13 protein-coding genes and 1 pseudogene are annotated in these 15,894 nt (G+C 61.5%); 9 read left to right on the top strand and 5 right to left on the bottom strand.

Annotated features, from left to right (window positions below):
- Positions 1-5 precede the first annotated feature (5 nt).
- The 7 genes from AB7M25_RS26585 to AB7M25_RS26555 all read left to right on the top strand — a co-directional run bounded on the left by AB7M25_RS26585 (position 6) and on the right by AB7M25_RS26555 (position 8,984).
- The gene (locus AB7M25_RS26585; protein ID WP_454238189.1) at positions 6-1,595 is read left to right on the top strand and encodes a glycerol-3-phosphate dehydrogenase/oxidase; all 1,590 of its coding nucleotides are present in this window, start codon (positions 6-8) and stop codon (positions 1,593-1,595) included.
- Between the two features lie 20 nt (positions 1,596-1,615).
- Entirely contained in the window at positions 1,616-3,184 is a 1,569-nt protein-coding gene (locus AB7M25_RS26580) for an FGGY-family carbohydrate kinase (RefSeq protein WP_454238188.1), read from the top strand.
- 238 nt (positions 3,185-3,422) lie between these two features.
- Complete coding sequence (locus tag AB7M25_RS26575) at positions 3,423-4,724, top strand: phospholipase C/P1 nuclease family protein (protein WP_429384353.1); 1,302 nt, start codon at positions 3,423-3,425, stop codon at positions 4,722-4,724.
- A 41-nt stretch (positions 4,725-4,765) separates the two neighbouring features.
- Positions 4,766-6,721 (top strand): DUF1302 domain-containing protein, encoded by a 1,956-nt coding sequence (locus AB7M25_RS26570; RefSeq protein WP_454238187.1) that lies wholly within the window; start codon positions 4,766-4,768, stop codon positions 6,719-6,721.
- Positions 6,722-6,861: 140 nt separating this feature from the next.
- Positions 6,862-8,235: a DUF1329 domain-containing protein gene (locus AB7M25_RS26565; protein WP_429560341.1), complete on the top strand. Its 1,374-nt coding sequence runs from the start codon at positions 6,862-6,864 to the stop codon at positions 8,233-8,235.
- A gap of 87 nt (positions 8,236-8,322) precedes the next feature.
- Positions 8,323-8,568 carry a FitA-like ribbon-helix-helix domain-containing protein gene (locus AB7M25_RS26560; protein WP_429384346.1) on the top strand — a complete coding sequence of 82 codons (246 nt, stop codon included), beginning with the start codon at positions 8,323-8,325 and terminating at the stop codon, positions 8,566-8,568.
- Positions 8,565-8,984 carry a type II toxin-antitoxin system VapC family toxin gene (locus AB7M25_RS26555; protein WP_429518249.1) on the top strand — a complete coding sequence of 140 codons (420 nt, stop codon included), beginning with the start codon at positions 8,565-8,567 and terminating at the stop codon, positions 8,982-8,984. Before AB7M25_RS26560 ends, AB7M25_RS26555 begins: the two co-directional genes overlap by 4 nt.
- Positions 8,985-9,130: 146 nt before the next feature.
- Here the strand turns inward: AB7M25_RS26555 and AB7M25_RS26550 are convergent, their stop codons facing one another.
- Positions 9,131-9,994, bottom strand: coding sequence for a methyl-accepting chemotaxis protein (locus tag AB7M25_RS26550; RefSeq protein WP_371317832.1), 864 nt, complete (start codon positions 9,992-9,994; stop codon positions 9,131-9,133).
- A pseudogene (locus AB7M25_RS26545) lies at positions 9,989-10,915 on the bottom strand (methyl-accepting chemotaxis protein); the annotation flags it as partial. The pseudogene AB7M25_RS26545 and the gene AB7M25_RS26550, both read right to left, overlap by 6 nt.
- Positions 10,916-11,309: 394 nt before the next feature.
- On the opposite strand from AB7M25_RS26545, the gene pmrG reads away from it, so the two are divergent.
- Together pmrG and AB7M25_RS26535 are read left to right on the top strand one after the other, a co-directional pair.
- Positions 11,310-11,981 (top strand): lipopolysaccharide core heptose(II)-phosphate phosphatase PmrG, encoded by a 672-nt coding sequence (pmrG, locus tag AB7M25_RS26540; RefSeq protein ID WP_454238186.1) that lies wholly within the window; start codon positions 11,310-11,312, stop codon positions 11,979-11,981.
- 34 nt (positions 11,982-12,015) lie between these two features.
- On the top strand, positions 12,016-12,849 hold the full coding sequence (locus AB7M25_RS26535) for a phosphatase PAP2 family protein (RefSeq protein ID WP_429518251.1): 834 nt from the start codon (positions 12,016-12,018) through the stop codon (positions 12,847-12,849).
- 511 nt (positions 12,850-13,360) lie between these two features.
- On the opposite strand, the gene AB7M25_RS26530 is transcribed toward AB7M25_RS26535, so the two are convergent.
- The 3 genes from AB7M25_RS26530 to AB7M25_RS26520 form a co-directional block, all read right to left on the bottom strand.
- A complete protein-coding gene (locus AB7M25_RS26530) occupies positions 13,361-14,767 on the bottom strand; it encodes a DUF2252 domain-containing protein (protein WP_454238185.1) in 1,407 nt (468 codons plus the stop codon).
- A gap of 115 nt (positions 14,768-14,882) precedes the next feature.
- The gene (locus tag AB7M25_RS26525) at positions 14,883-15,245 is read right to left on the bottom strand and encodes a DUF6124 family protein (RefSeq protein WP_429560337.1); all 363 of its coding nucleotides are present in this window, start codon (positions 15,243-15,245) and stop codon (positions 14,883-14,885) included.
- Positions 15,246-15,407: 162 nt separating this feature from the next.
- On the bottom strand, positions 15,408-15,869 hold the full coding sequence (locus tag AB7M25_RS26520) for a cysteine hydrolase family protein (RefSeq protein WP_454238184.1): 462 nt from the start codon (positions 15,867-15,869) through the stop codon (positions 15,408-15,410).
- Between the last annotated feature and the right edge of the window lie 25 nt (positions 15,870-15,894).

Here is a 15,894-nt window from a genome sequence, read left to right as displayed (position 1 = left end):
CGGCCATGAGCCTGGACTGGAACGCGGCGTGGCGTCAGCAGGTGCTGCCGACGCTGGCGGCCGAAACCTGGGACCTGATCGTCATCGGCGGCGGCATCAGCGGCGCCGGCATCCTGCGCGAAGCCGCGCGCCGAGGGTGGCGTTGCCTGCTGCTGGAGCAGCGCGATTTCGCCTGGGGCACCTCCAGCCGCTCTTCGAAAATGGTCCATGGCGGCTTGCGTTACATCGCCAAGGGCCAGTGGCGCCTGACCCGCGATTCGGTGCATGAACGCCAGAGGCTGCTGGACGAAGCGCCGGGGCTGGTCGAGCCGATGAGTTTCATGATGCCGCATTACCGTGGCGGTTTTCCCGGACCGCGGGTGCTGGGTGGTTTGCTGTCCATCTATGACGCGTTGGCCGGGCGGCGCAGCCATCGCTTTCATGACGCGCAGCAACTGCGGTATCTGGCGCCCGGGGTGAAGGAACATGACCTGCTGGGCGGCACCTGTTTTGTCGATGCGCTGACCGATGATGCCCGCCTGGTGATGCGCGTTTTGGGCGAGGCCCGGGCCGACGGCGCCGTGGTGCTCAACGGCATGCGCGTGCAGCAATTGCTGCGTGAGGAGGGGCGCGTTTGCGGGGTTCAGGTCGAAGACTGCGAGGGGGGCGGATCACTGACAGTGCGTTGTGGGGTGTTGGCCGTGGCCACCGGCGCGTGGGCCGAGCGCTTGCGCCTGCCCGATGCGCCTCGCCAGTTGCGCCCGTTGCGCGGCAGTCATCTGTTATTGCCGGGCTGGCGCCTGCCCGTGGCGCAAGCCTTCACCTTCCTGCATGAACGCGACGGTCGACCGGTGTTCGTTTTCCCCTGGGAGGGGGCCACGGTGGTCGGTACCACGGACCTCGATCATCGCGAGGATCTGGATCAAAGCGCGAGTATCAGCGCTGAGGAGCTCGACTATCTGCTGGCGGCTTGCGCTCAACAATTTCCCGGCGCTGAAGTGGTCGCAGCCGATGTGCTGTCGACCTGGTCGGGCGTGCGCCCGGTGGTGGGCAACGTGGCGGGTGAACTCAAGCCGTCGAATGAAACCCGTGAGCATGTGCTGTGGCAGGAGCCGGGTTGTGTGACCCTGGCCGGCGGCAAGCTGACCACCTTTCGCCCGCAGGCGATCGAAGTGCTCAAGGCCTGCGCGAGCATGCTCGAGCGGCCCTTCAATGATGACGCCGCGCCGGTGTTCGCCGTCGTGCCGCCGCTGGCGATACCCGGACTCAGCGCCAGCCAGTGGCGGCGCCTGGCCGGGCGCCATGGTCGTGACCTGCCGAGGCTGGCGCAACGGATCGCCCAATTGAGCCATGAAACGGTAGGCAGCACGGACACCTTGTGGGCGGAACTGGCCGTTGCCTGCGAGACGGAAATGGTTCTGCATCTCGATGACTTGCTGCTGCGCCGCACCCGTCTGGGCCTGCTGCTGCCGCGTGGCGGCGAGGATTGTTTCGCGGCCATTCGCCAACTCTGCCAGCCACGACTGGGCTGGGACGATGAGCGTTGGCTGCAGGAGATACAGCGTTATCGGGAGTTGTGGCAACGCCATCACGGATTGCCGGATGCCACGCATTGATGCCCATTGAAGAGAGCTCCATGGATAACCACCCGAACAAGCGTTACCTGTTGGCCATCGACAATGGCACCCAGAGCGTGCGCGCGCTGCTCTTCGACCTGCAGGGCAATCTGCTGGGCAAAGGCAAGGTCGAGTTGCAGGCCTATTACTCGGCACAACCGGGGTGGGCCGAGCAAGACCCGGAATATTACTGGGATAAGTTAGGTGAAGCCTGCCAGCAGGTGTGGCAGCAAACCGGGATCGATCGCTCGCAGATTGCCGGCGTGTCCCTGACCACCCAACGCGGCACGGTGATCAACGTCGATGCCCAGGGCAAGCCTTTGCGCCCGGCCATTCTGTGGCTCGATCAGCGTCAGAGCGAAGTCGAAGGCAGTATCAAGGGACCGTGGGGCTGGTTGTTCAAACTGGTCGGCGCGCAAGCCACGGTGGACTACTTCCGCGCCCAGGCCGAGGCCAACTGGATCGCCCGCCACCAGCCTGAAGTGTGGGCGGCGACCGACAAGTTCCTGCTGCTCTCGGGGTTTCTCACCCATCGTCTTTGTGGGCGCTTTGTCGATTCCGTGGGGTGTTGCGTCGGTTACTTGCCCTTCGACTTCAAACGCCTGAAATGGGCCGCACCCACCGACTGGAAATGGCAGGCGCTGGCGGTGCGTCCCGAGCAACTGCCGAGCCTGCACAAGCCCGGTGAAACCCTCGGCTACATCAGCGCCGAGGCCAGCCGCCACACCGGCATTCCCGAGGGGCTGCCGCTGATTGCCGCGGGTGCCGACAAGGCCTGCGAAGTCGTGGGTTCCGGCGTCGTCGACGCCAGCACCGTGTGCCTGTCCTACGGCACCACGGCGACGATCACCAGCACCCGCTCGCGCTACCTGGAAATCGTCCCGTTGATTCCACCTTACCCGTCGGCGGTGCCGGATCAATTCAACTGCGAGGTGATGATCTATCGCGGCTATTGGATGGTCAGCTGGTTCAAGAACGAGTTCGGCCTGCGGGAAATGCAGCAGGCCAAAGCCCAGGGCGTGGAGCCCGAGCAACTCTTCGATGCGCTGGTCGAGGCCGTGCCGCCGGGCTCCATGGGGTTGATGCTGCAACCCTACTGGTCGCCCGGCATTCGCGAGCCGGGTGTGGAAGCCAAGGGCGCGATGATCGGCTTCGGCGACGTGCATACCCGTGCGCACATTTACCGGGCGATCCTCGAAGGCCTGGCGTACGCCTTGCGCCAGGGCATGGAGAAGATCGAGAAACGTTCGGGGGTCTGCGTCACGCGCTTGCGCGTCGCCGGTGGCGGCTCCCAGAGTGATGCCGCGATGCAACTCACGGCGAACATTTTCGGCCTGCCGGCCGAGCGTCCGCATGTCTACGAAGCCTCCGGCCTGGGCGCGGCCATTTGCTGCGCGGTGGGGCTGGGGCTGCACGCGGATTTCCCCACGGCGATGGCCGCCATGACACGGGTCGGTGCGGTCTTCCTGCCGCAACCCGAAGCGCAACAGGTCTATGAGCGACTGTACAAAGAGGTCTACCTGCGCATGTATCGACAGCTCAAGCCGTTGTACCAGAGCATCCGCAAAATCACCGGTTACCCTGCCTGAAAGAACACCGAAGATCCCCTGTGGGAGCGGGCTTGCTCGCGAATGCGGAGTGTCAGTCACTATGGATTTCACTGACACACCGCATTCGCGAGCAAGCCCGCTCCCACATTGATCCGTGGTGATTTTTGCACCGGAGTTTGGCGCTATCGGAGAACTTTTCTGGTGAGATTGGACAGTGTCAGGGGCAGGGTCGGTTGTTAGGCTCAACCCTCACTGCACATCCAATAAGAACCAGGCAATGAAGCTGACATTCCTCCTGTTGCTGCTTTGTGGAACGGCGCCGATGGCGTGGGGCTGGTCCAACCATACGGTGGGCAGCTACCTGGCGTTGCAGGACCTGCCGGCCTTGCGCGACGCACCGCAGGTCGACGTCGAGCCTTTGGAACAGTTTCTCTCGCAACAATACGAGGCCGTGAGCGCGTTGCTCGACGAGCAGGAGCGCTTCGCCCGCGAGCACTTCGCCCAGTACCCGCCGCGCCCCGACAACCTGCGATTGCCAGTCGTACCTGGGGACAATCTGCGCCACGACTTCCTCACCGCACTGCGCATCAATCCCGGGATTCATCTGGCGATGGTCATCCAGCCGATGCCGGGCAAGGATCAACCCGAGCGTGAACACCTCAAGGCCGAGCAGGTCATGGTCGAGCAGACGCTGTCACCGTGGAATCGCCAGCGCTTCATCGTTGTAACTGACCACGAACAAGTCGCGCCCCTGGCCGTGTTGGCCAGCGCCGCCGATGAGCCTGACTACGGCCACGACATCAACCTGTTCAGCGACAACCCCGGCGACGTCGGCGCGCTGTACGGCTTCGGCCCGCAGCCGTTCGGTGATGCGCGGTTTCAATACAGCTCCCAGGCGCCGTTCCACATGGGGTTCTTCCATGAAAGCCCGGTGGTGTACGCCGCTGCCGGATTTCTCGAACGCAGTTGGCCCGACTGGCGCGCCTATCAATACATGGGATTGGCGCGACTGGCCTTTGCCACCGGCCATCCTTATTGGGGTTATCGCTTTCTCGGCTGGGGCCTGCACCACATTCAGGACCTGACCCAGCCTTATCACGCCAAGCCACTGCCCGGTGTCGACCTCGCCAGTCTTCTTCTGCTGGAGGGCAAGGCACTGGCCGGTTTCGCGGCCGACAAGCAGGCGTCCATCGAACGCGTTGCGACCCGGCACATGGAAGTGGAGAAGTATCAGTCGAGCTGGCTGCGTCGTTTGCTGCGCACGGGCCAGCCCCATCCGATGCTCGACGCCTATGCCGATTCCGCCCAGGACGCCCGTTACCCGCCGTACTCGGTGGACTACCTGCGCGAAGTGGTGAGTGCCGAGTCCGTCGACGCGTCCGCGGCGTTCGATGAAGCCATCGGCCAATGGCTGGACACAGCACCGATCACCGGTGATTTCAGCCGCGGTAATCAGCTGCAGCGCGAAGACTTCGACCATCCGGCACTTAACCGACAGTTGTTCAAACTGCTGGGACATTTTGGCGCGCACAGCCGGATTTATGCCGGTGCGGGATTGGCGCCCCAACCCTCGCAGTAACGCACACAACAACAATAAATCCAGGGAAAGAGGAACAGATCATGAGCACTCGATTTCGCCTGTCTGGCGCGGCGCTTCCCGGCGTGGGCCTGGCAGGGCTGCTGCAACTGTGCGCGGTCGACGGCGTGCAGGCCGAGGAGTTCAGCGTGCTGGACAACCAGGTCACCGGTTCATTCGACAGTACCTTGTCTTATGGCCGCTTGTGGCGGGTCCAGGGCCGGGACAAGAACAACGACGACGTCAACACCAACGACGGCAATCGCAACTTCGACACCGGGCTGGTTTCCGAGGTGTACAAGATCACCTCGGAGCTCGAAGCCAACTATCAGAACTACGGGATGTTCGTGCGCGGTACCGCGTTCTATGACACCCAACTGATGGACAAGCGCAACGATTACTACGGCAACAACAACCCGTCGCAACCCAGTCAGAGTTACCCGCAGGACGACCATTTCACCAGCCAGACCCGCGATATCGCCGGTAGCCGGGTGGAGTTGCTCGACGCCTACCTCTATGGCAACTGGGACGTCGCGCAGATGCCGGTCACCGCACGTATCGGACGCCAGGTGTTCAACTGGGGCGAGGGGATTTTCTACCGTGGCGGGATCAACACCACCAACCCGGTGGATGCGGCCAAGTACCGTCTGCCCGGGGCCGAGGTCAAGGAAGTGCTGGTCCCGGTGGAAGCGCTCAGCTTCAACATCGGCCTGACCGACAGCCTGACTATGGAAAGCTTTTACCAGACCAACTGGAAGGAAACCCGCATCGACCCGGTCGGCACGTTCTACTCGCAGACGGACCTGTTCGCCGACGGCGGCAACACCGCCTACAACAACTTCAGCGGTACCGCGCTGGACACCCCGGTGCCTGGCTTCGGCAACGTGATCGATCTGTACAGCGCACTGGGCAACAACCCGCTGCTCAACCAGGCCCTGAGTACCACCGGACTGTATGCCAACGGGGTCACCCCGACCTTCGGCAACACCGTCAAGGTGGCCACGATCGGCAAGGATTTCAACGCGCGCAACGACGGCCAGTTCGGTTTCGCTTTTCGCTACATCGCCGAAGCACTCAACAGCACCGAGTTCGGGTTGTACATGGTCAACTACCACGCCAAGGAGCCGACCATTTCCGCCGATCTGGGCGGGTACCAGGGCATCGACATGAATGCCCTGACCAACCTGTTGACCGGTGTCGCCGGCAGCCAGGCGGGGCAGTTGGCCAACGGCCTGGCGACCGTGGATGTGCTGGGCAATATTCAGGCGCACCGGCGCTACGCCGAAGACATCCGCATGTATGGCTTCAGTTTCAACACCACCCTGGGCCAGGCGTCGGTGTTCGGTGAAGTGGCGTATCGGCCGAACCTGCCCATCGGGGTCGCCGCCACCAACGACCTGATCGGCGACCTGGCCAACGGCGCCGCCGCAGCGGCAGCCGGCCAGACCATCAACATCGGCGGGCAGCAGGTCACGCTCGACAGCCAGATCAATAACGCCGAGCGGGTGGAAGCGTTCAACACCTCCCTGGGCACCATTTACAACTTTGGCCCGAGCCTGTCGTTCGACTCGATGTTCGGCGTATTCGAGCTGGCGTCCGAGCACCTGCGCGGCAGCAACCTGCAATACACCGCTTATGACGGCAGTAACCGTTACTACGCGGGCACCGGCAACTTTTCCTATGTGTCCGGTGGCGAGCGCGACGACCAGGTCAACCGCAACTCCTACAGCTACACCGCGATGCTCAACGGCACCTGGAACGACGTGTATGCCGGGGTCAACGTCTCGCCCTATGTCGTCTACAAGGATGACTTCGAGGGCAACAGCTATCAGGCGGGCAACGTCATCGAGGGCCGCAAGGCCTACACCCTGGGGATCAAGGCCAACTACCAGAACAGGCTGGAGGCCGAGCTGCAATACACCGAGTTCTATGGCGGCGGGCAGGACAACGGCCTGCGTGACCGCGACAACATCGGCTTCAACCTCAAGTACTTCCTTTGATTGTTGCGCACACCCCCCTTGTGGGAGCGGGCTTGCTCGCGAATGCGGTGTATCAGGCGACACCTGTGCTGGATGTGCCGCCCTCTTCGCGAGCAAGCCCGCTCCCACATTGGATCTTTTGTGTATTTCGGAGAACGTCCATGTTTGACTTACCACGACTGACCAAGACCACCCTGGCGCTGTTCCTGAGCCTGGCCGCCGGCAGCGCGCTGGCCGCGGTCACGCCTCAACTGGCCGAACAACTGAAAACCACCCTGACCCCAATGGGCGCCGAGCGTGCTGGCAACGCCGCCGGGACCATTCCGGCCTGGACCGGCGGCATCACCCAGGCGCCGGCGGGCTACAAGCCTGGCCAGCATCACCCGGACCCGTATGCGGCGGACAAGCCGCTGTTCACCATCACCAAGGCCAACCTTGACCAGTACAAGGCCCACCTCAGCCCGGGTCAGCTCGCCCTGTTCAACAGCTACCCCGACACCTTCCAGATGCCGGTCTATCCCTCTCGCCGCTCTGGCTCGGCGCCGCAGTGGCTGTATGACAACACCTTGAAGAATGCCACCGCGACCAAGCTGCTCGATGGCGGCACCGGTTTTGCCGATGCCTATGGTGGTGTGCCGTTCCCGGTGCCCAAGGACGGGGTCGAGGTGCTGTGGAACCACATCACCCGTTATCGCGGCATCTATGTGGTCCGTCGTGCCTCCGAAGCGCCGGTGCAACGCAACGGCAGCTTCGCACTTGTGACCTCGCAACAGGAGGGACTCTTCAACTATTACCGCCCGGGTGGGCAATTCGCCGACCTGAAAAACATCCTGTTCTACTACCTGGCCTTCGTGAAGAGCCCGGCCCGCCTGGCGGGTGGTGCGGCCTTGGTTCACGAGACCCTGGACCAGCTCAAGGACCCGCGTCAGGCCTGGGTCTACGATGCGGGCCAACGCCGTGTGCGCCGGGCGCCGAACCTCGCCTATGACACCCCGATCGCCTCATCCGACGGCCTGCGCACGGCGGACGATACCGACCTGTTCAACGGCTCGCCGGACCGCTACGACTGGAAGCTCAAGGGCAAGCAAGAGGTCTACATTCCCTACAACAACTACAAAGTCGGCAGCCCCGAGGTGAAGTACGCGCAGTTGCTCACACCGGGCCACCTCAACCCGCAATACACCCGTTATGAGCTGCACCGGGTCTGGGTGGTCGAAGGCACGCTCAAGCCGGGCGCGCGGCATATCTATTCCAAGCGCGTGCTGTTTCTGGACGAGGACAGTTGGGGGGCCGCATTGGTGGATCAGTATGACGGGCGAGGGGAGTTGTGGCGGGTGTCGATGGCCTACCTGAAAAACTTCTACGACCTGCCCACCACCTGGAGCGCGCTGGACGTATTCCATGACTTGCAGGCGCGTCGTTACTACGTGCAGAACCTGGATAACGAAGAGCAGGGCACTGTGGACTTCACCCAACCGGTGCCGGAAGACGCGTACTTCATGCCGTCGGCATTGCGCCAGCGTGGGACGCGCTGATATTGGCCATTCGGAAGATTGTCGGGTTTTGGTTTGCCAGGATGTGCTAGCCTGCAATCAATGATTTCACTGATTGCAGGAGGCATCATGGCCAGCATCACAATTAGAAACCTTGATGAGAAGCTCAAGGAGCAACTGCGCATCACAGCGGCTCATAACGGACATTCCATGGAAGAAGAGGCTCGCCTGATTCTGGGCAGGGCCTTGGCGACTGTTGATCGCGCCGGTGGACTTGGAAGCAGGATCCGCAATCGTTTCAGCACTCTGGGCGGAGTCGAGCTTGATCTGCCAGCGCGTTCAGAGAAAGCAACGGCGGTGGATTTTTCTGAATGATAGTGCTCGATACCAACGTTCTTTCAGAGTTTATGCGAGTCGAGCCTGAAAGCCGGGTGCTTGCCTGGGTTGATGCGCAGCCGGCGATGGATCTGGCAGTCAGTGCGGTAACGGTGGCGGAAATACTCCACGGCATCGCACGCCTGCCTTCGGGCAAGCGCAAACAAAAACTTGAAGCCCATGCCATGGCCATGTTCGAAGAGGACTTTGCCGGACGCATTTTGCCGTTCGATGCTCATGCCGCTGTTGAGTACGCAGCGCTGACAGCGGGTGCTGAAGCAAACGGGCGTGCAGTTTCAATGGCAGATGCGCAAATTGCCGCCACTTGCCGAAGCCATGGGGCGGTAATAGCCACCCGCAATGTTCGAGATTTCGGATTTTCCGGGATTGAAGTCATCAATCCTTGGGAGGCCTGAACATCTTCGCTGACAGGTAGATTGCCATCGCGGGCAAGCCACGCTCCCACAGGGTTTTGAGTCGTTCACAGATTCTGTGTTCGACACCTTACCTGTGGGAGCGGGCTTGCCCGCGAATGGGTCTTTCAATCACCGCAGGTATACGGTCACACGCGGAAGTGGCTCACCATCTGCTGCAATTGACCACCCAACCGCGCCAGTTCAACGCTGGACTTGGCGGTCTCATCGCTCGCAGCAGCCGTCTGCTCCGACACATCGCGCACGTTGATGATGCTGCGGCTGATCTCTTCGGCCACGGCGCTTTGCTGTTCGGCCGCCGCGGCGATCTGCTGGTTCATCGACTGGATGTTGGACACCGTGCGGGTGATGCTCTCCAGTGACTCGCCGGCCTTGCGGGTCAGGGCCACGCTGCTGTCGGTGAGGACGCGGCTGTTGTTCATCACGGCGGACACTTGTTGCGTGCCGTTCTGCAGGCCGGCCACCAGCCCTTCGATTTCCTCGGTGGATTTCTGCGTGCGCTGGGCCAGGCCGCGAACCTCGTCGGCCACCACGGCAAAACCACGACCGGCTTCACCGGCGCGGGCCGCTTCGATGGCGGCGTTGAGCGCCAGCAGGTTGGTCTGCTCGGCCACGGCCTTGATCACGTCCATGACGCTGCCGATCTTGTCGCTTTCCTGTTGCAGCACGCTCATGGCTTCGGTGGAACGCACCACTTCGCTGGCCAGGCGCTCGATCTGGGCGATGGCTTCGTTGACCACTTTGTCGCCTTCACGGGCTTCGCCGTCCGCCGCCGCAGCGGCTTGCGAAGCTTCTTCGGCGTTGCGCGCGACTTCCTGCACGGTGGCGGTCATCTCGTGCATGGCGGTCGCGACCTGATCTGTCTCGACTTTCTGGCTGTTGACCCCGGCGCTGGTCTGTTCGGTCACGGCCGACAGTTCCTCGGCGGCGCTGGCGATCTGGGTCACGCCGTCGCGGATGCCGCTGATCAAGTCGCGCAGGGTCACGCCCATGCGTGCGATGCCTTGTTGCAACACGCCGAGTTCGTCACGACGGGTGACCAGCACGTTCTGGGACAGATCGCCGCTGGCGATGCGGTCGACCACCGCCAGGGTTTCGCGCAATGGACGGGTGATCTGGCGCGTGATGACTACGGCGGCAATGATGCCCACCAACAATGCCAGCAGCGTACTGATCAGCTGCAGCGTGCGCGCCCGGGCGCTTTCGGCGTCCCGGCGGTCAAGCTGGATCTGATACAGCTGATCGCTCTGGGACACGATGGCGGCGCCCTGGTCGGTCATTTCCTTGCGCGCCTGCACCGCGTCATTGCTGGCGACCTTGTAGGCCTGCAAGGCACTGCGGTAGTTGCCCAGCGCGGTTTCCAGCTGACGCAGGGCGTCTTGCTGGGTGTCAGCGAAATGCGCGTTCAGCGGTTTCAGGCTGGCGATGGCGGCGTCCAGTTGGCCGACCGCTTTTTGCTCGGTTTCGGTATTGGTGGTGGCGGTGTAACCACGGACTTCGTATCGCGCCAACAGGAACGCTTCCTTGGCCGCTGTAATGGCCTGGAACTGTTCGAAACGCTGGTCGCTCAGGGGCATTTGCTGCACGCGGGTGTTGATGTCATTGATCAGCGAGTTGGCGGTTTCGGCATTGACGCTCATGGCGTCGCGGGCGCTGTTGCCGGCGCGATAAGCGTTGCGCATTTTTCCCAGGGACGTCCTGTAGGCGTCGATCACGGTGCCCTGCTCCCGAAGCAGCTTGAGGTTTTCCGGGCTCTTGAACTTCGCCAGCAGGGCCTGTTGCTGGGCCGAGAAGGCATCGAGGGTGGTCTGCACGCCTTGCGCGGCGGTTTCGTCGCCGTTGGTCAGCATGTATTGCAGGCGAACCACGCGCAGCTTGGTCAGGCCGGCGTTGAGCTGGGTGATGTCGCTCATCCAGTTGCTGCGGTCGATCAACCCGCCCAGGCTGGTCCAGCCGGTCAGGGCGAGGACGCAGGTCAGTGCCAGCACGAGGCCAAACCCAAGGCCCAGTTTCAGGTTCACGCTGATGTTGCCGAACCAGCTATTCATCAAATTCCTCCAGGAACGTAGTGCTACTTTTTGTCGGTTGGCTGGAAGTTTGTTTTTTTTGGGGGCCGCCAAGCTGTGTAAGCAGGATGTATCGGCAGCAATGGCGGGAGCTGAAAGGATTTTTCAAAACGGATTCTGTAACAAGATTTTTACAGTGCTTTTAAGCTTTTTTTCACATGTGTTTCACCTGCCACCGACGCACGCTTCTTTAACCTCCCGGGATCTAATGAGGTGGTGCATGCCGGCGAGGCGGCTTGATGTGGAATTAAGACTGAGTCTTTTCGGGATAAAACGCTCGATCGATCTGAAGCGCTTCGCCCGCTATCGCAACGCTGCGGTGGTGTTGGCCTCGGCGCTGCTGGTGATCCCGTTGACCTTTTTTTTGCTGCGTCCCGCCACCACACCGGACCTGGCCCACGGTAATGTGGCCGGTGCACAGGCTTTGATGACGGGATGGGCCAAGGGCGACGTGATCGTGCTGGTGCGCCACGTCGAGCGCTGCGATCACTCCTCGGCCCCTTGCCTGGTTGGCAACGATGGCATTACCGAGCGCTCTCGCAGTATTGCCCAGAGCCTCGGGTCGCAGTTCAAACACCTGGGCCTGGGCAAGGCCGATATCTATCACAGCCCGATCCTGCGTACGGCTCAGACGGCCAACTTCATGTTCAACAAGGTTGGCACGGGGGAGGACTGGCTGATCAGTTGCAAGGGCACCATGCTGCGCGACGCGCTTGCGCATAAAGTGGCCGGGCGTAACCTGGTTCTGGTGACCCACAGCGAGTGCATGGAGCAACTGGAAAAAGAGCTCAATTTACCGCCTTCGACCCTGGGTTATGGCGCTTCACTGTTTATTTCCGCCGAAACCCCGCAGACTCCGCGCATGCTTGGCTTCATCGAAGCTTCCGACTGGAGCTCGGTGAGCACCTATTGAGTTTTTCCTTCCTCTTTCTGAATCAGGATTCACAATGCTGACCGCCTCTCGCTACCGCTTTTACTGGGTGAATTTCGGTATTCCGCTGGCCTGCGCGGTCGTGGTGTTCCTGATGTTCGACATGACCAGCATCGACATTGCCTTTAACAACTATTTTTTTGATCCGGTGACGCAGACGTACCCGCTGGACCAGGTCCACCTGTTCGAAAAAATCACCCACAAATGGGCGCGGATCATCCCGAACTGGACCGGCGAAATTGCGATTATCGGTGCCTTGCTGTCGTTTCTCTGGCCGCGCCTGAAGGCGGAAAAGCATTCGAAAATCATCGCCTTCCTGGAAAAAATAAAAGTCGCACCGGTGCTGCGCTTTGCCACCCGCCACCGTCGCGACTTTCTCTACGTGGTGTTCGCGTTTTCCATCAGCACCGGGGTCATTCACTACCTCAAGGGCCACACCAGCGTGTATTGCCCGATCGAGACCACCCTGTACGGCGGCAAAATGGAGCACGTCGAGTGGTACGAGAATTTCGACCTGCTGAAAGTTGCCGGTCCGGGGCGCTGCTGGCCGGGCGGACATGCCTCGGGCGGTTTCACCATGCTGGCGTTGTACTTCGTGGCTCGCCGTTATCGCTGGCGCTATTCCAAGGCGATCATGTACGGCTCGCTGACCCTCGGCTTCATCTACGGCACAACGCGGGTGCTGCAAGGCTGGCACTACATGTCCCACACCTTCTGGGCCGGGATCTTTGTGTGGCTGGCGTGTTTGCTGACGGCGCTGGCGTTTTACGGGCGAGCGAGGCTGGAACAGCCGGTGCTCTCCAAAGCGCAACAATCGGTGCCGGTGGCTCAGAGTCAGCCAGTGAATTGAGTGGGCGTAGCCGGGGAATTGCAGGAGCCAGCTTGCTGGCGATGGACTCCAGTACGCGGCGTTCATCCCGTTCCCACGCGTAATCGTTAACGACCATCGCTGGCAAGCCAGCTCCTACAGGGGGCCATGCCCACGCTGAAACTGTAGGAGCCGGCTTGCCGGCGATGGACTCAAGTACGCCGCGTTCATCCCGTTCCCACGCGTAATCGTTGACGACCATCGCTGGCAAGCCAGCTCCTACAGGGGGCCATGCCCACGCTGAAACTGTAGGAGCCGGCTTGCCGGCGATGGACTCAAGTACGCCGCGTTTATCCGGTTCACACGCGTTATCGTTAACGCCCATCGCCTGCAAGAGTCGAAAAACCAGTGAAAGCCCAAAAAAAAGCCCGCGGGAGGGCGGGCAAACCGTAGTTTCTTGAATGAGCGAGCGAAATGTACAGGCTGGCGCGAGAAGGTGGGGTGAAGAAAAATTCATCTCGATCAAAGCCCCGCACCAGAGCCTGCGACACCGCTACGGCAAATGATCGGCAGCAAAGTCGGCTTCCGACCGCGCACGCAAACGGCCCTTGCGGCAGGCTTGCTGGAAACGCTCGAAATCTCGCTCGTTCTGCTCGGTATAGCCCTGGGCGTATTTATAAAGCGCATCGGCCAATGCCTCGCTCTTGCCGATGTAGCCGCTGATCACCGCCGCCTGCCCGGAAGACTTGGCATGGGCGCGAGCCAGGGCCCGGCCACAGAGCCGGCCATAGGCCGCGAAGGCTTCGCCATCGAAGGTCTCGAGTTCGGCGGAAATTTTCATATCGCGCAATTGCCGCACATAGAAATGCCGCCCGCTGGGGCCGGTGGTCCAGCCAAGGAACAGGTCGCTGGCCGATTGCATCAAGCGTTGACCCTCGACCACCCGCTGCCCTTCATGCCGCACCCGCGACTTGGCCTTCACATAGCCGGCGAGTACCGAGCGCCGCGCTTCCTTGAATTGCAGGAACAACGGGAACTGCTGATCGTCGGTCAGCAGCGCGACCAGGCAACGGGTGCCGACACTGCCGACGCCCACCACCTTGAACGCCATGTCCTGTACGTGAAAACGCGACAGCAGATCACGGCGGTCCGCTTGCAGGGTGCCGCGATAGTCACGCATGAAGGTGTCGTAGAGCGGACGCCAGTCCGAGAGACGCAACCAGTCATCATCGGCGTCCAGCAGCGTGGTGTTCTTGTGCAGGTGGAAAATTTCCGGCAGGTCATCGCGAATGATCAGGCGCCCATGGGCGTCGCGTTCGCTGATTTTTGGCAGCAGTTCCGCATGGGTGCGACGCTCGGCTTTTGCGATAGCGCGCTCCACGTGTTCCAGGGTGCTTTTGTTGGCCTGCGCCAGCAGGTCGTCATAGCTGATGGATTCGTACCAGGTTTCCAGCGAACTTTGCTCGGCGCATTCGAACATGGTTTTCTGATAGGCACTCACCACCTCATGGCAGATGGTTTCTTCAACCGACTCGCCATGGCGCAAGTCGTGGGCGGCCACCAGAAAACTCGCCACCAGGCGCTTCAAGTCCCACTCCCACGGCCCGGGATGGGCTTCGTCGAAGTCGTTGACGCTGAACAGCAGGTTGCGTTCAGGGGTTGCGAAACCGCCGAAGTTCATCAGGTGGCTATCACCACATATCGGCGACACCAGCCCCATGTTCGAGGTGCTCGCCAGGTCATGGGCCTGCAGCAGCGCATTGCCGCGATAGAAGGAGAACGGCGACACCAGCATGCGCCCGTAACGCAGCTCCACCAGCGATTTGATGCGTCCTTCACTCGACGCCTTGATCAGCGGTATCGGGTCGCGATCGACATTGCCCAGGGCTGCTTGCGAACTGCGCGAGCACTTCTTGCGTGCATCTTTGCCTTGCTTCAAACGGTCGGTGAGGGTCGTCATGGGGGCCTATTCGACGGGTGTTTTAGGGCGTTTGCGAATGGAGTGTAGAAGGGCTTTGTGGGTTCGTGTTTGCCCGGCGACTGACCTGTCTGGCATCGGCATGGATCGATCCATCTCAAGCCTCTGCTTCCTCGAGGGGCGCGATGTTGTCCAGAGCCCGGTTCACCAGCAATTGCGCCAGCACGGCCAACTGCTGGATCGCCAGGGCGATGTTGCGACGCGAACTCTCAAGCTCGCAGGCAAGGTCGGTGCTCATGACGTTGAGCGAGGCGAGGGTTTCGCTGGCGTGGGTGAGCAGGGACGGCGTGTCGATGTCGGGGCGGATCGTAAAGACGTGGCTGACGGGGTCGAGGTGATTGGGGTTGCGCAGGCGGGCGCTGATGGCGGGTTCGGTGGTTTTGGATAGGTTGGATAAGTCGGGTGATTCGGTGGTTGTATCAGGTGAAGTGTCTTGCAGGGTGGGGCTGTGTCTTTTCATGATGGAGATCCTGTTTTGTTTATAGGAGCTGCCCCGTTTTTCAGCCTGTCAAAGCCGGTCGCTGATTTGTAGCGACCCCTGAAGGCTATCGTCGAGAAGCAGCCCCCGCCAGTTCATGAAAGGCGATGCGTTTTGCGGGAAATGTCCTAGGACGTGGTGAAGTCACAGGTCGCCCGATCTCACTGTGTGCTTGAAATGATGCTCCCAAAGCCGGACCCCCAGCTCGCCCGTCCGGTCCAGCGATGACCCCACCGTCAAATCCGTAATCAAAGTTGGCTGCAAGCCCGCATCAAACAGCGCAAACCCCGCCGCCAGGCAGCAGGTTTCGGTCTGCAGGCCGCACACCAGCACGCGCTCGACGTTCAGGCTTTTCAGGTAGTCGATGGTTTGCGGCGTGGGGGCGTAGCCGTGCTTGATGAAAATCCGGTCGGCGGGGATCAGGCTGTCATCGTCCGGCGCGGGGTGCCAGCCAAGCTGTTTTTCGAAGGGGGTTATGGACTCGTCGTGACGCTCGACCGTGGCGACACTGGGCAGGGTGCCGATGAGTGCCTGGATACCTTCGACCAGCCACTGTGGTGGGGCGAAGCTGGGTTGTACGTCGATGATCAGGAGGGCTTGGCGCATGGGCTTCTCCGGGAGAGAGGGTGGT

It is taken from the genome of Pseudomonas sp. AP3_22 TE3818 (genome assembly GCF_053628995.1).
The sequence above is the reverse complement of the archived record's forward strand: the minus strand, read 5'-3'. Positions and strand labels throughout refer to the sequence as shown.